This window comes from Microvirga sp. KLBC 81 (assembly GCF_003075415.1).
Classification (GTDB): domain Bacteria; phylum Pseudomonadota; class Alphaproteobacteria; order Rhizobiales; family Beijerinckiaceae; genus Microvirga.
Genome location: NZ_QDAH01000004.1, coordinates 193,848 through 217,026, shown reverse-complemented (window position 1 = coordinate 217,026; position 23,179 = coordinate 193,848). Strand labels below are relative to the sequence as shown.

Sequence of the window (23,179 nt, the reverse complement as noted above, 5' to 3'; positions counted from 1 at the left end):
GATCGGGCGCGGCTTTACACGGCTCAATCGCCGGTCAGGCCGCGTCGGCGTACTCGTCCTCGTCATCCATGGGCATGGGCCGGGCCGGAGCGGGCTTCGGCTTCGCCGCGCGCGGGCGGGACTGGCGTTTCTTCTTGGCAGGCTTCTTCGCGCCGATGCCGCCCACCCAACTCTGCCAGCTCCAGGCGCCGGGGCCCACGAGCATGTAGAACAGGAGCCCCGATAAAACCCCGAGATTGGCGAGGAATATCGCCTGCTCTCCCTGACGGGTCAGGCCGCCATAATCCCAGAACCGGTGCAGGGCGCCGGTGGTGATGACGAGGGCGGCAATCAGTGCGGAGGCGGTGGCGCGAGGCGCGATGCCGAGGATCAAGGCAAGCGGAGCCACGATCTCGGCCACCACGATCATGGTGGCCACGATATCCCCGTAAGGGACACCCTTCATGGTCAGCGCGGCCGCAAACCCCGAGATGTTGGTGAGCCGGGCAATAGCGGGCGGCAGGAAGCAGCCCGCGAGCAACAGGCGGCTCAGGAGCAGGATTCCATTCGTTGTGCCCGCATTCATGACCAAGCCCCTCACCTCTTCGGCTGCGGCCAGAATCGGGGGCCGCCGCTGCGTATTAGAGGCAGAGGTTCTTAACCTGTTCTTAGCGTCGCTGACTTGTCCACGGTGCCTTGAGAGCGCCCTGTCACAGCGTCAGGTTCCGCTCGCGCAGCATGCTCTCCCAGCGCAGGGTGTGATCCACGATGGTGGCAAGATCGTCATAGCGGGGCTGCCAGTTGAGCCGCGCGCGGATGCGGGTCGAATCCGCCACGATGGTGGCCGGATCTCCCGCGCGGCGGGGTGCGACCCGGGCCTCGATCGGCCTCCCCGAGACCTTGCGCACGGTGTCGATGACCTCCGAAACGGAATAGCCGTGCCCGTAGCCGCAATTTACGATGACGCTCTCGCCGCCCTTCCGCAGATAGTCCAGCGCCTGCATGTGGGCCGCGATCAGATCGGTCACATGAATGTAGTCGCGGATGCAGGTGCCGTCCGGCGTCGGATAATCCGTTCCGTAGACTTCCATGGAAGGGCGCATGCCGAGCGCCGTCTGGACTGCCACCTTGATGAGGTGGGTCGCATTCGCGGTCGACTGGCCGTGGCGCATGGTGGGGTCGGCTCCCGCCACGTTGAAATAGCGGATGGCGACAAAGCGCATGTCGTGGACCGCCGCCACATCGCGCAGCATCACCTCGGTCAGCTGCTTGGAGCTGCCATAGGGCGACAATGGCGCAAGCGGCGCGTCCTCTGCGAGCGGCTTCTCGGACGCGTTGCCATAGACCGCCGCGGTCGAGGAAAAGACGAAGATCTTGATGCCCGCCGCCACCGCCGCCGCCAGGAGGGAGCGGCTTTTGACGGTGTTGTTCAGGTAATAGCCGAGGGGATCGCGAACGGATTCCGGCACGACGAGCTTGGCGGCGAAATGCACGATGGCGTCGATGGAATGGGCTTTCAGCGTCTGCAGCACCAGCTCGTAATCACCCGCATCGCCGACGACGAGCGGCACATCCTCCGGCACCGACCAGCGAAACCCGGTCGAGAGATTGTCCAACACCACGGGTCTCAGCCCGGCATCGCGCAGGGCCAGCACCATGTGGCCGCCGATATAACCGGCGCCCCCAGTCACCAGAACGTTCACGGGATCTCCTCGAACTGCCATTTTCGTCATCGTTGCCCGAATGACACTGGATTTCCAGCGCAACCTCCTGGCAAAACAGGCTGAGTACCCTTCCATTTGTGAGAGGCTGCAGCATGAACGAACGCACGGAATATTGGTGGGTCCGCCATGATTCCGAGATCCAGCCGGCGGAAGTCGGCTTCGTCGGCGGCATCCCCGTGCATTTCCGGTTCATCGGCACGGCAGGCCGCGTTCAGGCGGAAGCAGCCGAACTCATCGAGCGTCTCCCCGCCCCGCCTGTCCCCATCTTCAAGCCTCAAGTACCGGCTGCCGCAGCTCCCTCAAAGCCACAGAAGTCAGGCTCGCTTCTCTGGTTCATCGGCATCCTGCTCCTGATCTTCGTCGTCCAGTGCTCAGGGCCGATCTTCGATGCGATCAAGTGAAGCAAAGGCTTAGCCTTCGTTATGATAGAGCAAGTCCGTCCAATGGGGAGGGCGACCGCGACCAGGCCAGGCCCATCATTGAATGTTGGCACTCAGTGTCATAATGAAAAGCGATATCGCTCGACGGAAGGTTCAGATGCGTAGACTTACTAGGAAGCTCAAGTCTCTAGCAGACTTTCTGTGGGGCGAAGAGGCGAACCGGCTGCACCAAGAAAAGCTTAGCAAAGCCGACCTTTTACAAAAGGAAATTCTGAGCAGCGCGGATCGAAATACAGGCTTGTTAATTCATCGGCTTGAAGAGCTTATTCGAGTCGCCCAGAACCTGAACCAGGAACTTGTTAGCGAAGACCTTATCTTCAAGCTCTGGCAGGAAACGGGCAGATATAAGGATCCCAAGTCGATTTCGCGCTTCGACTCCAGAGTTTACAGCCAAAACGGCGAAGATGGGATTATTGGGGAGATCTTCCGGCGAATTGGGACTTCTGACAGATTCTTCGTCGAGATCGGCATCGAAAACGGCCAGCAGAACAACACTCGCCTTTTACTGGAGCAAGGGTGGCGAGGTGTATGGTTCGAAGGGAACGAAGCATCCGTCGCATCGGCATCGGAAACCTTTGCGCAGTTCATCGAGGCCGGATCGCTCAAGATCGTGCAGGCTATGGTCACGACCGACAATGTGAACGAGCTCTTCGAGCAGGCGGGCGTGCCTCGCACGTTTGATTTCCTGTCTCTCGATATCGACCACAACACATCCCACGTCTGGCGGGCTCTCACGTTTCGCTCGCGAGTGGGGTGCCTTGAATACAATGCTGCCCTGCCCCCCTCGGTCGCAGCCGAGGCGAGCCCAGATCCTGCGATTTTCTGGACGCAGACAAATTGGTATGGCGCGAGCCTCAAGGCCCTCGAGATGATCGGGCGGGATAAAGGCCTGAAACTCGTCGGGTGCGACATCAATGGCGTGAACGCCTTCTTCGTCTCCGACGAGTTCGCTGATCACTTCCCTGCCTCTGGCGCCGCCGAGGATCATTACGAACCGATGCGGCTCCATCGCATTGCACCCGGCCGTGGCCATCCGCCCTCCACAGTTGCACGGACTTGGATCTGACTCATGACCAAGGGCGGAGCACTGGAATCCGCAGGCGCTGCAAAGCCGTGAATGTGGAATGGGCGCTGTCGGGCAGATCGGCTTCTTGATGAGCCCCTTTGTGGTCACGCCTCAGTTCGCGATTTTCAGAGGGCTTTTTCTTCTCCTGGAGCACAATCAGAACGCAAGTTTGATAAGGAAACCCTTCGTTCTTGCCTAAAGGTCGTGTGACTGAAACCGGACCACCCTTCACCTCGGTGCGCGAAAGCACAATCCCTCGAAGCCATAAATATTACCAAGGCTATCGTTGAGGCGCACCAAATGGAAGCGGAGCGCCGTCCCGCGCAGGAACGCTCTCGTTTCGGGCCCCTTGAAGAGCACGATTTCGAGCTGAGTGGGCAATTGCTGCAGCAAGCTCAGAAACTCCCGCATAACGGCGTCACTAAAACCGATTGCTTCGAGAAATTCAAAACTTCCATCTTGGAAGAAGCGGACCTGCGGGTGTACCGCTTTAAGCATCAGTGAGGCTCCTGCACGCTCGCCACGCATGCGGGCTCGCCCCAGCTCGGAGAATTGAGTGTTCGGCAGGCGCGGCGAGCTTCCGATCTGGAATCGGATGCGACGCGCCTGCCGCTCGCAGGTGAGCATCAGGAGACCTTGACGAGGGAGCCGGTCAGCCGATTCGAACTGCTGCACATCGGTGCGCAGAAGCACGAAATCGTCCGCAAGGCGCTCGAGATGCCATCCGCTCTCCCCGACTACGAAAGTTTGGGCAGCCACTGGCGGCGCCAGCAGCAGGCTGAGTAGCATGAGCACTCGTCGTTTCATCCGCCCTCCAGCTGCCAGTCTCGTAGTGTTCGCCCGTTGGATCAGGTCTGGCCGGGAGGATAGCATGCAAGCCCTTAGCATTTGTCAATGCGACACAACAAAGGGATTCATTGTTTTGAGATACGTGCTTGTGGGGATCGGAGTCTTAAGCCCGTTGGGGCTTATTCTCAAACGGCCCTGAGGCAATTTGGGTCAGTCCCGATTTCTGTCCCCAACGAGTATTACAGTTTGGCTGCGAGTTTGACTAAAGTCAGCACTGCAAACATGCAGGCAGCAAGCGCTAAACCGAACACGATGATCATCTCGGGTGGAGACAGTCCATAGCAGCCGCCTGGGAACCCGAGCAAGCGACACCACCAATCAGCCCAATGCGCCATCGAAGGCACGACACACTCCTCACAACCCGGCTGTAAGTGAACAACCTTAACCGTAACAGGCTCGTGGCGCAAACGTGAGAAGAGGGACTCTAAAGCTGGCCTGAGCTTCGGTCGTTCCATTCTCCACTGGCGTGGGGCGGGAAAAGAAGGAGCGAAGGTGTATCCCCGCAGCAACTCACGCCCGCCGGCACGCCACGGGTGATGAGCCCCATCTTGGGCCCGTCTTGATTGGGTTCGTTCTGCCAGAACTCAAAGACACAGCTTCCTGCCTCTGCAGCCCGACTGGGCTCGCCGCCCTCCGTGGCTAGCATCGGACAATCAGTGGCTGATAGATCTATTTACAATTTTTAGTTGTAAATAGATCTATAGAGCAATGGTGGACCGCAAGAGGCTGAACGCTCATTCTAGGAGAGAAGCGAAGCCTGCCTGAAGGTACCTTGCTGATCAGGCAGAGCTCGTCAGTTTGAGCGATTTCTTTACGTGCCTCACAGACAGAACCTCTCGGCTAATCCTTTTGAGGATGTGCATCTCTAATGCGCCTGAATCTACCCCTCCTGAGCTAATCACCCTGAAGGCAAGCGCAGTATACTTGGCTTTATCGAGGGGGCTTCCAGATGGACATCGGCAATTCATTTGAACGGGCATCGAGACAGCGTCCGCTGGACGTCAATGACAATCATGTTCAAATTGTTGCTCCGGGCGAAACCAACGACGTGCTTGCCGTTGTTGTCATTGCTTGGATCGTTGCAGCGGTTAAACTTGTGCTCACCGGAGCGTTCACGCCAGTTCACTTTCTCGCAGCCGGCGGGTTTGCGACTTGCGTCGTGGTGGTCTGCGCGGGGGGGGCCGTGCTGATTGCCGTGGCCGTTAACAGATTGTGGCTCCGGCTCAAACCCACACAATCGGAATCCTGACCAGGCTCACGGCTCGCGAAGCAGGCGGTTGGCGCTCTGCGAACAATCACGAAGTGCAGGTTCAACATCCTGTCCAACTGCCTCGGCCAGTTCCCACAGGTTGGCATCTGGCAATCTCGTTCCAAGCCTCAGGATCGGATGAGCTGCCGATGGCGAAACCCGCGCAGGCTGTGAGACCCAGACTGAGAGTGGGCCTGTGATCTGTGCAGGGCCGAACAAGAGCGCCGCCGCGTGATCATGTTTTCCGCTGGCCCTCACGTTGGCGCTCGAAAACACAGTCCCTCAAAGCCATAGATGTTGCCAAGGCTTTCATCAAGGCGAACGACGTGGAAGCGCTGCACCGTTCCACGCAAGTCGGCAGCTTTTGCAGCGCTGCGGCAGTACTATCTGCCGTCAGTGCCAGAATGCTCTGGAGCACCAAAGTGAACGCGGCGAGCGCTTCGCTGCGCCGGCTCGAGAACCCTACTCGCCGATGTACGGCTGCTCGTGGGCGACCGTGACGGAAAGGGAGGCATTACTGTCGAGGATTGTGAGAAGCGGAAGCGAATACTGAACATCAGCCTCAAGACGGACGCGGACTGGTCGCGGAGGCGTTGCCGCATCATCGGTCACGACCACCCTCACGTCCGTTACATTGCCGGGCGACAAGGCGGATCGCACTCCTGATGGAACGGAGGATGACCAAGTGCCGTAACGAACCAGATTTTCTGCATTCTGATCGTTGCTGACGTCCGCCGCCGGAACCCTGGCGATGTAACGGGCGGCATTCCGAACAGCTTTGTCGGCCGCATGGTGATACGAAATGGCACGCCCCAGTTCCAGGCCGCCGGCAAGGACAATGAGGGCGACGGGAACAACGATTGCCGCCTCGACCAACGCCGCACCAGACTGATCCTGCCACAGTTCCAAGGGCCTCTTCATGATCCTCGTAAGCCGGTCCATCCCCCGCTGCCCCTTTCTTCGTTCGCTTTAGGAAGCCATACCTGCCCTGGAGCAGCAATGTCTCCTTTGGCTGAGTTGGTACCTCTTTAGAGTGGTTCGACCTGCATCACCGGGAGTGGTAAGCCGTCATCCAAGCTTTGCCTTGCCGGGGAAGAGAGCGCCAAGGCCGGGGTGTGAGAGATTAGGCAAAAATGCCCTACTTGTTGGTAGACCGACAAAACCACAAGGCAGCCGCTCAAATTATGCTGCGGTTTGAACACCGCCTCATCTCTTTTGTCGTTCCGAGAGGCCTGGGTCGATGATAGTGGTCGCGCTACTGGCTGCTCTGGTGGCGATCGTTGCAGCTTTCACGGCCAGGACGCGCCCTCCTCGTGCCGTGTTGGGAGCCGGAGCACTGATCCTGATTGGAGCGTGGATTCCGATCCTCTTGGCAGGGACATTCGATCCCAGAGGAGACTATGTCGGGAATGCTCTGGGATTGGGATTACTCGCGTGGCTCGGAAGCTATATCGGGCTCGCTGTTGTCGGGGCGGGCCTCCTGCTTCGTCTGCGAGAGCTCATGATATCACGGCAAAACCGGTGAGGCATGCTGCGCTTGCACGGGCGAGCAGGTGGGTTATGCCGACCGACACCCCAACAGACTGGGACAAATCCAATCACTGATCTTAGCGGCAGATCTCGCAGCTGACGTCAGTCTACTGAGCAGTGCAGGATAGGGAGAAGATGTCAATGGCGGGCCATGTGATGAGTGCGCGACGCTCAATGGCAATCGCCCTCGGTATATTGCTGCCTGCCGGTCCTGCGAGTGCAGCATTTGCTCTCGATGCGGGTCGACGGGATCAGCCCATGGCTAGCGCATCGTGCGGAACCGCAGGTCCGCGTCAGCGAAAAGTGGACCCGGTTTTCCGCACCCAACGATGCGCTCTCTATAAGAGGGAGCATCGGATGGATCCCAAAAGTGCAAGTCCACATTTGGGTCCGATGCTCTAGACAAGGCGATCAGCAGGAGCGTGTGGGCCGTTACAGGGCTAGCCAAGAGTGCATCCGTGAACTCCAGAGGCTCGGTCGGCCTGTTTACTCAACCTCGTGCAGGATCAAAGAGCCCTGGTGGCGCCGGTTTTGGCGCTGAGAGGCCAGAAGGACGAGAAGCCCAAAAATAGCGAGGTGCAGACGTAGGCCTGGGGAGAGGCTTCTACGCAGGGCCTGCTGATTAGGTTCTGGGCTTTGAGAGGATGTGAGATACGTTTGCCCAGACATCAGCGATGGGGGACCAGATGCTCCAGTCGAGGATCTTCAGCATGATCGCCAGGAATGCGGCTTGCGCCAGAACGAAGAGGATGCGTTCGACGGAGATCTTTTCAACTTCACCGCGCTCGGCGTGCGGGGCGTGGGAGCGCGTGGATTTCCAGTGCGGCATGTGCCTCTTTGGACTTCGCTGGAAGTCCAGTCCCCAACCGACAGCAGGTGTGTCGTCTGGCTGAGGAGCCAGTCAGGCACAGAAGGGTTCATGACTCATATCAGTCTAGGAGAAACCGGAACTGATCAGCCGGAGTCTCTATTGGCGAGGCCATGCGGACGGGCTGTGCCATACCCTGGTTCAATGCTGTCTGCATTTCCCAAAGTTGTCGCGCAAGAGAGTCCTACACCCGGCTTACGGCAGAGGAGAATTTTGTGCAGGGTGGAGGCGCAGTTCCTGACCCGCTTTGGAGCTTTCAGTACTTGCGGACAAGGACTGGCTGCTGCGCCACGAATTCCGGTGGGCAGTATTCTGGCAACCCACCCCAGGGTAGATCTGCCTCATAGGTTCGGCGCAGGCCCCCGTAAGGCAGGCGAGCGCCCGGGCAGGTTACGCAGGGCAAGCGCCCAACCCTGACTACGCGGCGGGATGGTGGGGGCGCGTACACTTCGTCCGCGTACACGATGTCGGGTTCATAGTAGCCGGGCTCATAGGAGCCAGACCCGAAATCCGCAGCCGAAGCTCCGGAAGCTGCTGTGATGGCCAACACTAAGCCGAGAACGATCCGCATGAGCACCTCCTGCCTCCGTGAAAACTTCGTAAGGCCAAGCTTGGTTCCATGCCTTGGGCGAGTGCAGTGATGCATGTTGGGTGTCCACAGAACAGCAAAGCCAGTCCTGGGAATGCCTGCGGCACAACAGGGCGGCTCTCCGGAAGCCCAAAGCGCCCAAGCGGTGGCCTGGCTGTTTGCCTGCAGTTGGCTTTCCAGGTGTGGTCGATCGTCAGTCGGCTTTAGGGATCAGGCATTCAAAAGCTAGGTTGGTCCTTAGAGCGTCTGGTTTGGACCATCTCAGGATGGTCTGGCGGCGAGGCCCCGAGCCAGCGTCCTGACCAGCAGATGGACCATAGCTCGAACCGAGTCCGGTCCCACCGGGCCCAAGCCCCCCGTCCGCCCGAGATACACAATGCCATGAACCCCGGACCAAAATGCCTTAGCCATGAGAGGACACTCCTCCTCCGCTACTCCCGCATCAGCCAACACCCGTTCGAGCAGCGCGAACAGTGAACTCATCTCGTGGGCCACTACATCAGGGGCAGCCTCCACTTGGTGCTCAAACAAGGCGCACCAGAGTTGGCCCTCCTGTTCCGCAAACATGATGTAGGCGTCGGTGAGTGCCAGGAGCCGACCCTCAACGCTCGCCCGCGGTTGATCCGCCTGGGCCAGATGTGCCTTCAGGGCCCGTAGGGTGGGAAGATTGGCGGCGACAATAAGGCCGTCTAGCCCACCAAACAGACGGTTGGTGAAGCCCGGCGAAAAACCAGCCGTCTGGGTGATCTCGCGCCCACTCAGGTTCCGCAACCCTTTCTCATGGATGAGGCGGCGGGCAGTAGCAATGAGCAGTTCCCGGTCTTGTTCCCGGCGTTCGCGGTCTTTTGGCCCTCTGCCTGGCCCTTGAGGAGTTTCGTAAACAGCGTTCATGATACTCTTGAGTCCTGCAAAAAACCTGCTATGTTCATTCTGTAAACAGTGTTTACAACGCTTGCCGCGGGGCCACAAGGCCATAGCAGAAGGGAGAAGCCATGTTGCAAACAGTGCTCACACTGATCCGGGGCATGTATGCGGACCAGGAGGAAGTGTTCCAAAACAGCGTCGCCCTACCGCTGCTGCGGCAGCAGATCCGCGAGGCAGCCGCTGCACTCGATACTGCCCGCCGAGATCTCGCCATAGCAATCGCCGCCCTGAAGGGCGAGCAGCGCTCCCTGCGCGAGATTGATGCCCAGATCGAGGCCCTCTCAACATCCGCAAAAAAAGCGCTGGCCGACAGCCGCGAGGATCTCGCCCTCAAAGCTTCCGTGCAGATCGCCGCGCTTGAGGATGAGCGGACCGAACGGACTGCCAATGTTCATAAACGCGAAGCCACGATCCAGGAGCAGCGCGCAATCGTCACCCAGGGAAGGGAACGGCTGCGCCGCCTCGGCGATGGCTACCGGCGCGCCCGGGTCGACGCCTCCTTGCGCCGTGCGGGCCTCTCGGCGCACGAAGGCGTGACCGCCTCGACCGGCAAGCTAGCGGCCGCAGAAGCGACCCTGTCCCGGCTTGAGGAAAGTAGCGGTCGCTCCGCCGATTTCGATGAGGCGCTGCGATCGCTTGACAATGCGGACGATGCCGCAGCCGCCCTTGCCGAAGCTGGCTACGGCCCCTCTCCAAAAACCGATCCCATGGCTGTTCTTGCGCGCCTGAAGGCCCAAGCCAACTCACCGCAACAGTAAACGATCAGGAGAACATCAGTGAATTCGCAAATGCCCCATACCGCGTCCTGGAAAGCCTTCACCCTTGTGAGCTTCGCGCTCGCCGTTGGCATGCTCGCCCTCGGGATTTACGCTCTGCCGGCCGACCTCTGGGCCAAAGGCTACCTCGCCATGGCCGCGGTGTTCTCGATTGGCTCAACGTTCACATTGGCCAAGACCCAGCGGGACGAATACGAGGCCCGACGCCTGATCAACCGGATTGATGAGGTCAAGACCGAGCGCCTGTTGCGCGATGAGGCGGCCTAGCCCGAAAGACATCCTTGTGGTGGGGCGGGGTTGCTGGAAAACTCTCCTGACAGCCCTGCCAATATTCAAAATTCCCCCAGTCGAGACAGACTCATGTCCCATTCCCGAATCCTGCCCCTGTTGCGCCACCGCAAGTTCGCGCCGTTGTTCTGGACCCAGTTTCTGGGGGGCTTCAACGACAATGTATTCAAGCAGGCGATGAATCTGCTGATCGTGTTTCGCCTGACTACATCCGGCGGCGCCGATCCTGCCATGCTCACTGCATTGGGTGGGGCGACCTTCGTGGCGCCGTTCATTCTACTCTCTGGTCTCGCCGGGCGCTTGGCTGACCGCTTTGACAAGGCCGTGGTCGCCCGCCGCCTCAAGCTCGCGGAGCTAGGCCTGATGGTGCTCGCCGCATTCTCGCTCGTCTCGGGCAGCATCCCGTTCCTGTTTGGCGTACTGTTCCTGCTCGGGTGCCAAGCGGCGTTGTTCGGCCCGGTCAAGTACAGCCTGCTGCCGGCCCACTTGCGCGATGACGAGCTTGTCGCCGGCAATGCCCTGGTCGAGGGCGCCACCTTTCTGGCGATCCTGATCGGTAGCATTGCGGGTGGTCTTCTGATTGGATCCGAGTACGGCCCGCAGGTGGTAGCTGGTGCAGTCATCGCGGTCGGTGTTCTCGGCTATGGCACTGCCCGGCAGATCCCGCCAGCGCCTCCTGTGGTGCAAGGCCCGCCGCTGTCCTGGAATCTGCTTCAGGACACGCGCGATCTTCTGGACGACGCCAAAAGCCAGCGCGGTCTGTGGCTGTGCATTCTTGGCATCTCGTGGTTCTGGACCGTTGGGGCGTCGGTGCTGGCCCTGGTGACGCCCCTAACCCGCGACGTGCTCGGTGGCGACGAGGCGGTGGCCAGCGCCTTCCTGGCGGTGTTTTCGATTGGCATTGCGGTCGGGTCGCTGGCCTGTGCCCGTCACCTGAAGGGCGAGATCACGGCCCGGCCAGTGCCCTTTGCCGGGTTGGCCATGACGGCCGTGCTCCTGGTGTTGGCGATCGTGGTCGCTGCCCTGCCGCCTGCCACCATCACAGGACAGTCAGCCTGGGCCGTACTGACAGCTCCGCGGGCGCTGCTTTTGATCAGCACGCTCTTTGTGCTGTCGGTTGTCTCTGGCTTTTATGCGGTGCCGCTCTACGCGATATTGCAGCACGACGCGCCTGAATCGGCCAAAGCGCGGATGATCGGTGCCAACAATGTCATCAACTCCCTCATGATGGTCGCAGGCGCCGTCGTGCTCGGCGTCCTCACAACCGTGCTGAAAACACCGCCGGCGCTGGTGCTGGCGATCATGGCGGGTCTCAATCTCATCGCGGCCGTCATTGCCATCCGCCTGCTGTCGCGCGTGTTCCTGAAGTCCGTCGTGCGCGCGATCCTCACAGCCCTCTACCGCGTCGAAGTACGAGGTATCGAGAACGTTGCCGCTGCCGGCGAGCGCCGCGTGATTGTCGCCAACCATCTGTCACTCCTGGACGGTCTCGTGGTGGCCGCCTTCCTGCCTGGCAATCCGATCTTTGCGGTCGACACCCGGATCTCTCAACGGTGGTGGGTCAAGCCGATCCTCTGGCTTGTCGACTTTGCACCGATTGATCCCACTAACCCGATGGCCATGAAGTCACTCGTGCGCCAGGTTGAAGCTGGGCGCCCGGTGGTGATTTTCCCTGAGGGCCGCCTGACCGTCACGGGCTCGCTCATGAAGGTCTATGATGGTCCAGGCATGATTGCGGACAAGACAGGGGCCGATCTCATCCCGGTTCGCCTCGATGGCCTGCAGCATACGTTCTTCACCCGCCTGAAGGGCCGGGTGGCGCGCAAGGCGCTTCCCAAAGTGCGCATGAGCGTCTTGCCGCCCCGACAGCTGGCATTGAGCCCATCGCTGAAGGGTCGTGACCGGCGCCGGGCTGCGGGTCGCGAGCTGTACGACGTGCTGTCGGATGCCATCTTTGCAACAACGGACATCTCGAAGACCCTGATGCGCTCGCTCATCGAAGCCACCCGGCTCAACGGCCGAGGCTTCCCCATCGTCGAGGATATCAATTTTGAGCCCGTCACCTACGGGAAGCTGCTCACGGGCGCCTTTGTGCTGGGACGACGCCTGACGCAGGTCACCACGGAAGGAGAGGTTGTCGGGGTGCTGCTTCCGAATTCGGCTGGGGCGCTGGTCGGCTTCCTTGCCCTTCACGCTTATCACCGGGTGCCCGCGATGCTCAATCCGACGGCGGGAGCTGCGGGGATCGAGGCCGCCTGTCGGACGGCCGGGATCAAGACAGTCCTGTGTGCCCGGCAGTTCGTCGCGAAAGCGAAACTCGAACCCGTGCTGGAGCAGCTCTCCCAGCGTGTCACCGTCGTCTATCTCGATGACCTGAGGCAGACGATTAGCCTGAGCGCCAAGCTCCGTGGCCTTCTGGCGTCCTTCACGCCGGGCCTCGCCTATCGGGATTGCAATCCGGACAGCCCAGCCGTGGTGTTGTTCACTTCAGGTTCCGAAGGATCGCCCAAGGGCGTGGTGCTGTCCCATCGGAACATTCAGGCTAACCGGCATCAGGTGGGCGCGCGGATCGCCTTCAACCGGAGCGATGTCTGCTTTAACGCGCTGCCGATGTTCCATTCCTTCGGGCTGACAGTCGGAACCCTGCTGCCGGTGCTCGCCGGTGTGCGCACCTTCCTCTATCCATCGCCGCTCCACTACCGCATCGTGCCGGAGCTGGTCTATCAGACCAATGCGACGGTCATGTTCGGCACCGACACTTTCCTCCGCGGCTACGCCCGCATGGCCAATCCTTATGATTTTCATGCGGTGCGCCTGATCGGGGCAGGCGCCGAGAGGGTCTCCGACGAAACCCGCAAGATCTGGAGTGATCGGTTTGGTGTGCGCATCCTGGAGGGGTATGGCGCAACCGAGACCGCGCCAGTGATTTCGTTCAACACACCAATGCACGCCAAAGCCGGCACGGTCGGCCGCTTCATGCCTGGGATCAGCTACCGCCTTGAGCCGGTGCCCGGGATCGCTGAAGGCGGGCGGCTCATCGTGAGGGGGCCGAACGTCATGCTTGGTTATTTCCGGGCCGCAAACCCCGGAATCCTCGATGCCCCTGCCGAAGGCTGGTATGACACTGGAGATATTGTGACGGTCGATGACGACGGGTTCGTTGCAATCCGTGGTCGGGCCAAGCGCTTTGCCAAGATCGCGGGCGAAATGGTGTCACTCGGAGCAGTCGAGGAGGCGGCTTCCTGCTTTGCACCCGAGGTCCGGCATGCCGCCGTGGCGCGCCCCGATGCTCGCAAGGGAGAGCAGGTGATCCTGGTGACCGAAGCAGTGGGCCTGACTCGCCAGCGTTGGATCGAGCTCGCCGGGGCGGCCGGGCTGCCGGAGCTCATGATCCCGCGCGAGGTCATCCATGTCTCGTCTCTGCCGACCCTAGCAACGGGGAAGACAGACTATGCAGCGATTGCACAGATGCTTGAAAACAGCGAACTCGCGGCATAGTGGGCCGAAGATAAAGCATCGAATGCTGATGAGGGCGGGGGGATATAGCCTGCCCCCACTTTCTCACGCTACCCTTCACGATCCCTAAAACGGATGTGTTGCCTCGTCGCCGTGCAGCCCGACCCGAGCGGCGGGGCCCTCGCGGTTGACGGGGCTGCCCTAAACCGAGATGGCGTCGTTGTAGCCTCGTCCATCCAGATGGAAAGCGGCATGACAACATCGGCGCTGAGCCCACGGTCAAAGGAATCGAGATCGGCACTCTGATTGCCGACGAGAGCCATGACGATGACTGTCTGCGTCAATGCAGCGATCAGGATGACGGCGGCGGCCTAGAGCTGTTTCCACTTGCGTGGAATCATCTCTTTTCTTTGGTTTGCCGCATTTTTGACGGCGAACCGGATCCACTTCGCCGAAAAATGTTCTAAGTCAGCATAAGAGGAAACAAGAAAAGGCAACCAGTTTGGCGCGGGCAAGCAGTGGTCATTGCAGAGGAGCGCGGCGGTCGCACAGCAAATGACTGCGCTCCGGGCGGCTGAGACGTTCCAGCTAACGCGTTGCGATCCGATAACACTCCTCCGCCGCTTACTCCACCGGGACTGAACGAAGGCCCTCTCCTTTGACTCCGTAATGAGCGATCCGCACCAAAACCATTGAGTCATTTTTAAAATGACATATGCATAGTTCAGAAAAAGCACTAATTTTACCTATCATACAATACCTAAAGTATTTACCTGTAAAAATAATAAATTTTGCTATCATAGATTATCACTTGTTGAGGGACTATACATCTGTCGATGAATTTATACATTGAACAGCATTACCCAGAGCGACCAACCTCTCAGCAGACCTGGTTTCGGTCGCTCGCCTTCGAGAGCTCTTCATCTCAGGCAGGAGGCTCTAACATGACAAAAGCTCGCCGTACTTCCGATCCAAAGCCGTCGGTCACGACTGCAGCGACATCATCGGCCACCAAAACCCGGCTCCCGACCGTTGCCTGCCTTGGGATTCGGGTGCACCCCGTCCCCGCGAAGACTCGTCGCGAATGCAAGACCCCTGACCTCATCGCGGCCTGTGAGGCCTTGCAGGTTAAATGTAAGCACCTTTTTAACCGGATCGCTGACCTCCTTGAGGATATTCGGCAGGCGCGATCCCGCGGCACTTCCTCTTTATCTCCCAACGAACGAAGCAGGTCTGCCATGCCATTCGTTCTCACGGTGGATGTGGGCACAACGGTTCGGCGGAACTTGACAGCACGTCGACGGCTTCAGGCCTGGGAAAGGACGGGTGGCAGGTGTGTCCTGTGCGGCTGCAGGATTGACGGTGCACGTGAGCGATGGATCGTCGAACACATCCGTGCACTCGAACTCGGAGGCGCGGACGATCTCTCCAATTTGGGGCCGGCCCATGAATCATGCGCCTGTGAGAAAACCAAGGGCGATCACCGGCAAACCGCCTGTGCCAAACGCTAGAAGATCCGGCATCTTAGGGCCGAGGCTTCGAAGCGGCCACTCCCATGTGGACGAAACAGCCCCTGGAAGCGGAAACTTTCGGGTCAGATCGTTCCCCGCTGACCAAATACTTTGCGCGAGCGCGCCTGAATCTCTACTGGCTTTGTTTTGATGCCTGGAGCAAGAGTCACCTGTACGCAACCTCCAATGTGCTCTCTCTCCAACGACTAAATACTCATGGCGCCGGTCGGAACCGCCTGCTGGTTCTCAGTCGAAGAGTTTACCAAGCCGCTAAACCAAGCGCCTCTATTGCCGCAGAACCAGCTGGCCCTCGAAGATCTCAAAGGCACTGAGTCTCTTCAAGAATGTCATGCCGAGAAGGCTTGTCTTGAGGCGACCGGGTGGCAACACGAGGGCTTCAACGTTGCGCACGGTGATGCCCGCGAGCTGGATTTCAGCAATCTGCACTGGAGCAGCTTCCACGACCCCGTTTGCAGTTGCAACCTGCCGGGTGAAGTCCCTCGTGGACACGGAGAGGGACATTCGTTCGGCATCCTCATGAGAGAGCGCTACAAGGCTGGCTCCCGTATCGACCAACATGCGAACACGTTCGCCATCGAGCAGCGGCTCAACGAAAAAGTGCCCGCTCGAATCGGCAGGCACCCGGAAAGCATCCCCTGAGCCGTTTTCTTTATCGAGGGCGATACCCCGTTTCCTGGCCTCGAACTCCCGGGTTGTCTCGCCGATGAACGGCCTCATAGCAGATATTTCGCTACCAGATGCTGCTATCGGCAGGACCGTGAAGGCTATCCCAATAACCGCACCGTGAAAGACAACTTTAGATTTCATGGACAGCCTCTCTGGATGATGGAGTATCAATGCGCCGGCGCGACGATACCATGCTCCAAAAAGAGACGGCTTGCGGGCCGCACAGGAGAATCAGGTGCGGGCCTGCGTCAGAAGGAGCAGGTTATTGCTCACCACAGGATCGTTCGGGCGCAGGCTTTTCGCCCTCTTGAACATCACGGTCGCCTGTCGGTTGTCACCCCGCAGCATGTAGGAAAAGCCACGATTGTTCAGGATTTCGAAAGTATTGCCGGAAAGCTGGGTGGCTTTTTCATAAGCACGATCAGCAAGATCGAAGCGCCCCAACTGGTCATAACTGGCAGCCAAACCAACCCATGACGCTGCATCGTTTGGCTTCAACTCCACGGCCTTGCGGAAATTCTCCTCGGCAAGGGCGTAGTTAGCCCGAGTGAAGTGCTCACGTCCCAGATAAGCCGGATCATTGCTGGCAACGAAAGCTTCGGGTGAAGGCGTGCCTCCCAGGCCGTCGTTGCCCCCTGTTACAGACTGACAACCCGCCATCAGAACTACAAGCGGAAGTGCCAGAAAAAGCTGTTTACTCACGTGGTATGCCCCAGTCGTTTGATCTTGATATGCACTCACTTGAACAGTGTTGTCGACATCTTGATCACAGCAGGCGTCATGATGGCAATAAAAATTGTCGGAAGGATAAAGAGCGCAAGCGGTAGGGTGATCTTGACGGGCAACGCAAAGGCCTTCTGCTCCGCCCGGGACATTCGCTTGTCCCGCATTTCCTCACTGTAGGTTGAAAGTGACGCCGAGACATCCGTTCCGAGTTCAAGCGATTGCTGGAGGAGTGTGGCGAGGGATGCGGCCTCTTCGAGCCCCAGACGCTCCGAAAAAGCCTTGAGAGCGTCAATCGTCCTCTTGCCGGCCCGCATCTCGGCCATCATGAGTTGCAGGTTTATACGGAAGGCCCGCTGGCTCGTGTCGATCTCCAGCGCGACACGCTCCAAGGCCGCCTCCAAGCTCAGACCTGCGTCGACGCAGACGACCAGCATGTCCAGGAAATCAGGGAAAAAGAGGCGATGCTCGTTTTCCAATAGCCGCTGGCGGCGGCCCAGGTAAGCTTTTCCCAAATAGTAGGAGACAAGAAACGCGCCCGCAACGATCAAAAACTTCAGCAGACCGTGCAAGTGCCCGAAATACGTCAGAACCGCCAGGTAGGCAGCCAGCGGTAGAAGAATCACTAAAACAGTCCGGACGATCATGTAGATCAGAACGGCATTCGGAGCAAAGTACCCGGCCCTGATCAAATCGTTCCGGAGTTTCTTATTCGCCTCAGCATCGAGACCCAGCTTCTTTGCATCTACATGAAAGCGACGGTCAGCCGCATTTTGAGGCACACCATTAGCTACGGCCCCACCCGCAAAGGCAGCGGCATAGCGGTCACGTACCTTTCGCCCCTCCAGCAGACTTGCTGCAATGAAAAATCCGAAAAGTCCAACCGACAGGAAGATGAGGAGCGGAACAGCCCACGCCGATACAGTAGGATCTATCATTGCACTAAACCTTAAAGTTCACGAGCTTGTAGATGATGATGTTCCCTGTAATAAGAAGAAAAGTGGCAAGGCCGAGCATAGTATTCTGGCCTGAGTGCCCCCAGAACTCGGCATAATAGCTAGGGTTCAAACCTGATACAGCTCCAAAAACTACAAGTGGCACGGCCGATAGCACATATCCACCTATCCGCCCCTCGGCTGAGAGGGCCTTGATCTTCCGTTTCATCCGAAACCGCTCCCGGATCAGCTTAGAGAGGCGCGACAGGATCTCACCCAAATTGCCACCCGTCTGATGCGCAATAGCAATCGACGTGATCAGGAATTTCAAGTCAGGGTGCCCTACCCTGTCGTAGACGCCCTCCAGGGCTTCCCGCACCTCACGGCCGTAGCTGATCTCTTCAAAGGCCACCATGAATTCGGACCCTGCCGGGGACGGCATTTCCCGCCCGACCAAGGAGAGGGCTACCGGCAGAGGATGCCCCGCCTTGAGACTCCGAACAACGACATCAAGAACATCCGGCAACTGCTCACCGAACTTTCCCATACGCCGCGACCGTTTCCGAAGAAGAACAAGGAACAGCAGCACAGCTGGCACGGTGCCACTGATCGCAAGGCCAGCAACAGAGCTCAGCCTCCATGTCAAGACGTATATGACGGCAAACAAAGCGGCATAGATAAGGAGCAGTTTGGTGCCATCCAGGTTCGTCCCGGATTGAATAACTAGTTTGTTCAACCGATTTAAAGCACTTGGCCATCCCCTCAGGGCGGTGCGCTTTTTGAGAAGCTCCACCTCCTCGCGGTTTTTGGCAAAGTTGTCGATCGTGGCGAACCTCTCTGCAGTCCGCCGTGTTTGCTTCCGGGTGGCAAGAACGCCTCGGAGCCCCTGGACTGCCAGAAAGACGGCTCCAAAGACCAGAATGTAGATTGTCCACTGCTCACTCATGGCACGTCTCACAAAACAACAGTGGGATCGAAGAGGTGACCGGGCAGGTCCACTCCATGCGATTTTAGCTCCTGGGCGAATTTCGGCCGCACGCCCGTGGCTCTGAAGGAGCCGATCACGTTGTTCTGATCGTCCATGCCTTCCCGGACGTACTTGAAGATTTCCTGCATTTGGATGACCTCGCCCTCCATGCCGGTAATTTCGGATACGCTCATCAACCGCCGCTTACCGTCACTGAGACGCTGGAGTTGAACGACGATCTGAATGGCGGAAGCAATCTGGCCGCGGATCGCTCCCATCGACATAGGCATGGACGCCATTCCCACCATCTGCTCGAGGCGCTTGATCGCATCCCGCGGATTATTGGCGTGAATGGTAGTCATCGAGCCTTCATGGCCGGTATTCATCGCCTGCAACATATCGAAGGCTTCCTCGCCACGACACTCACCCATGATGATCCGATCCGGGCGCATACGCAGGGCGTTCTTGACCAATTCCCGCTGACGGATTTCGCCCTTTCCCTCGATGTTGGGAGGGCGGGTCTCCATTCGCGCGACGTGCGGCTGCTGCAGCTGCAATTCGGCAGCATCCTCGATTGTGATGAGGCGTTCCTTGGGAGAGATGTACGATGACAGGGCATTGAGCATCGTCGTTTTACCTGAGCCGGTACCTCCCGATACAATGATAGACATCCGGCCGCTCACCGCAGCTGTAAGAACCTCAGCGATGGCGGGTTTCAGTGCCCCGATCTCGACGAGGCGGTCCAACGAGAAGGGGCGTTTTGAGAACTTGCGGATCGAAACGAGGGGACCGTCGACAGCAACCGGTCTGACTGCAACGTTGACGCGCGACCCGTCGGCCAGACGGGCATCGACCATCGGGGAAGCCTCGTCCACCCGTCTGCCGATGGTTGCGACCATTTTATTGACGATACGCAGAAGATGGGCTTCGTCCTTGAAGCGGGTCGCTGTCGGCTCCAATTGTCCGAAGCGCTCTACAAAAACCGACATGTGCCCGTTGATCAGGATATCGCTGACCGTTGGATCCTTCAGGAGCGGCTCGATCGGACCAAGACCGATCATCTCATCGAGCACTTCGTCGGAAAATGCCTCCAGTTCCTTCTGATTGAGCGGCACGCGCTCCCGTTGCACGTACTCAGTGACGAACTGCTTCACCTGGCGAGCCAAGTCCTCCGGCGAGACGCGTTCAATAAGGGCCAGGTTAAACTCTTCAATCAACTGGCCGTGCAGTTTGACCTTCTCGTCAATCAGTGTCGGCTTCGAAGCGACGACTTCCTCGTAGATCTTGGTTTCGGTCTTAGGTTCTGGCTCTTTCGGCATCAGGGCCAGAGCCACGCCCTGACTCTTGGCTTCGCTCGCGCGCCACCGCTCGGATCTTCCCCAACGCATCGTCTTTCCCCCTCCCTTTAAGCAGTCGCAGCAAGTTGTGAGGCTAGCCCATCGCGGTTTGCATCCAGGTTGCTAGTTGGCGGATACTCTTGCTGACGGGCCGACGGGGTGCGAGGTCCAGCATAGGCCTTCCCGTATTGGCCGCCTGATTTGCCGTCGCAGCATCCCGCCGAATGTAGATCGGAGTGCTCCGGACCAGAACCCTATCAATGTCGGGCTTTCTGGCAACCGACCCGAATAGGGTGGCATCGCACTGGTTGACGACGACCTTCGTTCGCTCCAGCGGAATATCCAAGGAGTCCACGTGCTGGACGCGCTTCATGAGCTGCTTGACCGCCGGCACAGTGCTCCCGCCGACGATGGTGACAGCATCAGAGCCCTGGAGCACGCTATCGACCCAGGGCGCCCATTGGTGCGGTAGATCGATGATGACAAAATCATACCGTCGGCTAAGCCCATCCAGCAGAGAGAATACGACACCCGAATACGGTAGCTCACGATGGTCGAAGCGTGTGGGGCTCGAAAAGACATCCAGACGCGAAGAATGACGGCTCGTGAACACATCGATCAGCCGGTCGTCCAGCCGCTCAGGCCTGTCAATGAGCTCGGACACATCGAGACTCGGCTCTAGGTCGAGGAGATCCGCGAGCGTGCTGGTTTGAAAATTCAGATCGACCACAGCGACTCTCAGCCCATCCTTCTTCTTTTCCGATGCAAGGCAGAATCCGGTTTCCAGGGCAAGCGTCGTGTTTCCGACTCCTCCTGCGCTTGGGAGAAAACTAATAACACGCGCCACCGCCCCCTCGCCGGCTGAGACGCTCAGTTTGTTGACCAGGTCCGGGAATTCCTGCGGGACCGCCTGCCAAGAGATCCACTCGCCCCGCCCTGATTTCACGAGGCGCTTGTAGAGATCCGGAGCCATGGTATCGGCGATGTAAACCAGGAATGATCCACTCTGGTCGGCCGTCAGGTACTGAACGGCCTTCTCAGCCAGGCTAGCGTCCCCAGCCGTATCTGGAACGGTGATGAATTTGTGGCTCCGCGAATAGCCCGGACCCTCGGATGCCTCGGGCCAGCCCGCAGTAATGGAAGACGAATGCCCCAACTGTTGCAGCAAACGGGTCAAGGTCTCGATGCGCTCGTTTGCCGGGTCGGTATGAATAACAAAGGTCTGCATGAATTCCCCCACCATTATTAAGAAATCGCCCATGTCTGCCCCCCTAAAAGGGGCTACTGGAGCAGTTGTCCCCCTCGGGGCCTGTTCGGCGGCAGACCGGTAGCGTCATTCTCACCGCAGGGATAAAGCCTTCAAGGACACCAGAACATCAGCCACCGGAGAGGAGCCGAGGGGCGACAGTGCAGCCACATTACCAGGCGCAGCTATTTCGCTTTCTCGGGCACATCAGCAGATGTGACCTGCACAGGAGATCTCTCGCTGTGAACAGTATACTGCTCACGCTTCACGGCGTTCCGGATCACGTTAACCAGTGGCTGCGGCACGAGAGCCACTGCCCGCAGGGGCACCTTCTTTTCCTCGACCTTCTCAGCTTCCTTGCGACTGGCTTCGATAATTTCGCCTGCACTGAGTTCCGACGCCAGCACCCGCCGGGCGGGCGCGGCTTCGGCTTCCCCCGCTTGTCTGAGCACGAGTGACAATCGGCCAATCCCCTGCGCCAGCACCACCTTCTGGGCCTGCTGCATATCGAGCTCAAGAGTCACGGCCTTTGCGATCGTCGGCTTTTCTTGCTTCTCATCGATGATCTGGTCAATCGCCAGGACCTTGGTATTCTGGATGAGGACGTCAGCAGAGGCCTTATCGGAGCTTTGACTATTCTCGCCGCGGGTCAGGATCACGTCGACTCGGTCGCCCGGAAGAATGAAGCCGGCCACACCGCGAACCTCGTCAACCCGGACCGACACCGCGCGCTTCCCCTCCTCAATGAGTGTTGAAAGCGTTGCCCGCTGGTTCGGGCCGGTCACTTTCTGGCTGAGAATGGGCTCGTCTTTCTGGAACGAGGCTAGCGCAACCCGCCGTCCATCCTTCAGAAACTCTTCGACAGTGCGAAAGGCTCCATCCGGAATGTTTTCAGACGGCCAGGAAATTTCACGAACATTATCAGGCGTCAGCGGTGTTCCGAAAGCCAGAGGCTGCGCTGCAACGACAGCTGTACCAGCAAGCGATGACTTGGTTGCGCCAGAAGCCCCCGGCTGAATCAGGCCCTTTGAAAGGTATGCCGCGGCACCACCGAGAACGATTGCAACCCCTAACGAAATAGCCGATCCGGCTCTCATTGCTGCCTCTTGCGCGTTAGTTGAAATTGCTCAGTACGAGCAATTGTCACCCTTAAATCGGAGTTATTCAGAGGAGGCACCCTGCTTAGACTGGATTATCAGCAGGGTGCATCTTGGAGTTAGGTAGGCATCACAGGGCCTGCAGCGCCACCAGGACCCGATTGAACATATCATTTAGTTCTGGCCCAAGAAGAATAAGAGTCGCGAGAGCAGCGATACTGATCAGGCCGACCAGCAGGCCGTATTCGACCATCGTTGCACCATCTTCATTGCGCACAAAACCTTTGATAAACTTCGTCATATCTAGCTTCCCCTTGTTGAGCTAGAACCCCTAGCCCTTTACTTCGAACCGATCTTGGCCCGACGCAATTAGGAAAATCTTTACCACGAAGAGAGTCAATTCGGACCAGGCCGATTTAATACTTCCTAAGTACGGAACTATACGGGCGAGTTAGAGCCGGAAACTTTGGGATAGGACGCCGAGAACAGCGCCGCGCACTGCGGAAATCTCCTTTGGAGGTACTCCTGCCAGTTGGGCTGGGAGCAAAGCCACAGACGATCTACCGCCAACTTCAAGCTCAAAAACGCGGTGCCACTCGCAGCTCGGCACCGCGAAGCATCGCACAACAAGCTAGCCGTCCGATTCTCTCGAACCTTCGCCAGCAGACATCCTGTTGAAGTCTTCTGACCCACGAACCCGGACACGGAGTTCAATGACGGACGCCCAATCGCCCAATCAGTTCTATCATTTAACCTCAGTTGTCCGTCTCGCGTACGCAAGCACCTGCACTCTGAATCCCGAATAGCCAATCTCTCGTGTTAGACCGGACCAGGCTCGCACCTGACGAGAATGGGACGACCGCAGATCGCTCCCGTTCTCTTGAGCAAGAGTTCAGATCCACACGGGGCCACCCAGATCCGGCACCATCCATGCGCTG

22 protein-coding genes are annotated in these 23,179 nt (G+C 58.8%); 7 read left to right on the top strand and 15 right to left on the bottom strand.

Annotated elements, in window-relative coordinates; all coding sequences use genetic code 11:
* Positions 1-34 precede the first annotated feature (34 nt).
* Together DC522_RS05050 and galE are read right to left on the bottom strand one after the other, a co-directional pair.
* Complete coding sequence (locus DC522_RS05050; protein ID WP_116527604.1) at positions 35-565, bottom strand: DoxX family protein; 531 nt, start codon at positions 563-565, stop codon at positions 35-37.
* A gap of 124 nt (positions 566-689) precedes the next feature.
* Positions 690-1,682: a UDP-glucose 4-epimerase GalE gene (gene galE / locus DC522_RS05045; protein ID WP_116527603.1), complete on the bottom strand. Its 993-nt coding sequence runs from the start codon at positions 1,680-1,682 to the stop codon at positions 690-692.
* 113 nt (positions 1,683-1,795) lie between these two features.
* Here galE and DC522_RS05040 point away from each other — a divergent pair, with 113 nt between their 5' ends.
* Positions 1,796-2,104, top strand: a complete 309-nt coding sequence (locus DC522_RS05040; RefSeq protein WP_116527602.1) for a hypothetical protein — start codon at positions 1,796-1,798, stop codon at positions 2,102-2,104.
* A 136-nt stretch (positions 2,105-2,240) separates the two neighbouring features.
* Positions 2,241-3,209 (top strand): hypothetical protein, encoded by a 969-nt coding sequence (locus DC522_RS05035; protein ID WP_133239233.1) that lies wholly within the window; start codon positions 2,241-2,243, stop codon positions 3,207-3,209.
* Between the two features lie 228 nt (positions 3,210-3,437).
* Here DC522_RS05035 and DC522_RS05030 read toward each other — a convergent pair whose 3' ends face one another.
* Positions 3,438-3,902 carry a hypothetical protein gene (locus tag DC522_RS05030; RefSeq protein ID WP_133239232.1) on the bottom strand — a complete coding sequence of 155 codons (465 nt, stop codon included), beginning with the start codon at positions 3,900-3,902 and terminating at the stop codon, positions 3,438-3,440.
* A gap of 1,105 nt (positions 3,903-5,007) precedes the next feature.
* Here DC522_RS05030 and DC522_RS05025 point away from each other — a divergent pair.
* Positions 5,008-5,307, top strand: coding sequence for a hypothetical protein (locus tag DC522_RS05025; protein ID WP_116527599.1), 300 nt, complete (start codon positions 5,008-5,010; stop codon positions 5,305-5,307).
* Positions 5,308-5,769: 462 nt separating this feature from the next.
* Here the strand turns inward: DC522_RS05025 and DC522_RS05020 are convergent, their stop codons facing one another.
* The 4 genes from DC522_RS05020 to DC522_RS05000 form a co-directional block, all read right to left on the bottom strand.
* Positions 5,770-6,228: a TadE/TadG family type IV pilus assembly protein gene (locus tag DC522_RS05020; RefSeq protein ID WP_165820057.1), complete on the bottom strand. Its 459-nt coding sequence runs from the start codon at positions 6,226-6,228 to the stop codon at positions 5,770-5,772.
* Positions 6,229-7,459: 1,231 nt separating this feature from the next.
* Entirely contained in the window at positions 7,460-7,666 is a 207-nt protein-coding gene (locus DC522_RS05010; protein ID WP_116527596.1) for a hypothetical protein, read from the bottom strand.
* 295 nt (positions 7,667-7,961) lie between these two features.
* The gene (locus DC522_RS05005; RefSeq protein ID WP_116527595.1) at positions 7,962-8,276 is read right to left on the bottom strand and encodes a hypothetical protein; all 315 of its coding nucleotides are present in this window, start codon (positions 8,274-8,276) and stop codon (positions 7,962-7,964) included.
* Between the two features lie 279 nt (positions 8,277-8,555).
* The gene (locus DC522_RS05000) at positions 8,556-9,185 is read right to left on the bottom strand and encodes a TetR/AcrR family transcriptional regulator (protein ID WP_165820056.1); all 630 of its coding nucleotides are present in this window, start codon (positions 9,183-9,185) and stop codon (positions 8,556-8,558) included.
* Positions 9,186-9,286: 101 nt separating this feature from the next.
* On the opposite strand from DC522_RS05000, the gene DC522_RS04995 reads away from it, so the two are divergent.
* The 4 genes from DC522_RS04995 to DC522_RS37175 all read left to right on the top strand — a co-directional run bounded on the left by DC522_RS04995 (position 9,287) and on the right by DC522_RS37175 (position 15,249).
* The gene (locus tag DC522_RS04995; protein ID WP_116527593.1) at positions 9,287-9,976 is read left to right on the top strand and encodes a PspA/IM30 family protein; all 690 of its coding nucleotides are present in this window, start codon (positions 9,287-9,289) and stop codon (positions 9,974-9,976) included.
* Between the two features lie 18 nt (positions 9,977-9,994).
* On the top strand, positions 9,995-10,261 hold the full coding sequence (locus DC522_RS04990; protein WP_116527592.1) for a YiaA/YiaB family inner membrane protein: 267 nt from the start codon (positions 9,995-9,997) through the stop codon (positions 10,259-10,261).
* A gap of 93 nt (positions 10,262-10,354) precedes the next feature.
* Complete coding sequence (locus DC522_RS04985; protein WP_205769505.1) at positions 10,355-13,780, top strand: acyl-[ACP]--phospholipid O-acyltransferase; 3,426 nt, start codon at positions 10,355-10,357, stop codon at positions 13,778-13,780.
* A gap of 794 nt (positions 13,781-14,574) precedes the next feature.
* Positions 14,575-15,249, top strand: coding sequence for an HNH endonuclease (locus DC522_RS37175; RefSeq protein ID WP_116527591.1), 675 nt, complete (start codon positions 14,575-14,577; stop codon positions 15,247-15,249).
* 285 nt (positions 15,250-15,534) lie between these two features.
* On the opposite strand, the gene DC522_RS04975 is transcribed toward DC522_RS37175, so the two are convergent.
* From DC522_RS04975 to DC522_RS04940, 8 genes are all read right to left on the bottom strand, one after another.
* Complete coding sequence (locus DC522_RS04975; RefSeq protein ID WP_245443964.1) at positions 15,535-16,077, bottom strand: TIGR02281 family clan AA aspartic protease; 543 nt, start codon at positions 16,075-16,077, stop codon at positions 15,535-15,537.
* Positions 16,078-16,167: 90 nt separating this feature from the next.
* On the bottom strand, positions 16,168-16,638 hold the full coding sequence (locus tag DC522_RS04970) for a tetratricopeptide repeat protein (protein WP_245443962.1): 471 nt from the start codon (positions 16,636-16,638) through the stop codon (positions 16,168-16,170).
* 35 nt (positions 16,639-16,673) lie between these two features.
* The gene (locus DC522_RS04965) at positions 16,674-17,597 is read right to left on the bottom strand and encodes a type II secretion system F family protein (RefSeq protein ID WP_116527588.1); all 924 of its coding nucleotides are present in this window, start codon (positions 17,595-17,597) and stop codon (positions 16,674-16,676) included.
* Positions 17,598-17,601: 4 nt separating this feature from the next.
* On the bottom strand, positions 17,602-18,540 hold the full coding sequence (locus DC522_RS04960) for a type II secretion system F family protein (RefSeq protein WP_116527587.1): 939 nt from the start codon (positions 18,538-18,540) through the stop codon (positions 17,602-17,604).
* Positions 18,541-18,548: 8 nt separating this feature from the next.
* Positions 18,549-19,949 (bottom strand): CpaF family protein, encoded by a 1,401-nt coding sequence (locus DC522_RS04955; RefSeq protein ID WP_116527586.1) that lies wholly within the window; start codon positions 19,947-19,949, stop codon positions 18,549-18,551.
* Between the two features lie 43 nt (positions 19,950-19,992).
* Positions 19,993-21,126 (bottom strand): AAA family ATPase, encoded by a 1,134-nt coding sequence (locus tag DC522_RS04950; protein ID WP_165820054.1) that lies wholly within the window; start codon positions 21,124-21,126, stop codon positions 19,993-19,995.
* A gap of 203 nt (positions 21,127-21,329) precedes the next feature.
* Positions 21,330-22,241, bottom strand: coding sequence for a Flp pilus assembly protein CpaB (gene cpaB, locus DC522_RS04945; RefSeq protein ID WP_116527584.1), 912 nt, complete (start codon positions 22,239-22,241; stop codon positions 21,330-21,332).
* 130 nt (positions 22,242-22,371) lie between these two features.
* On the bottom strand, positions 22,372-22,542 hold the full coding sequence (locus DC522_RS04940) for a Flp family type IVb pilin (protein ID WP_116527583.1): 171 nt from the start codon (positions 22,540-22,542) through the stop codon (positions 22,372-22,374).
* Between the last annotated feature and the right edge of the window lie 637 nt (positions 22,543-23,179).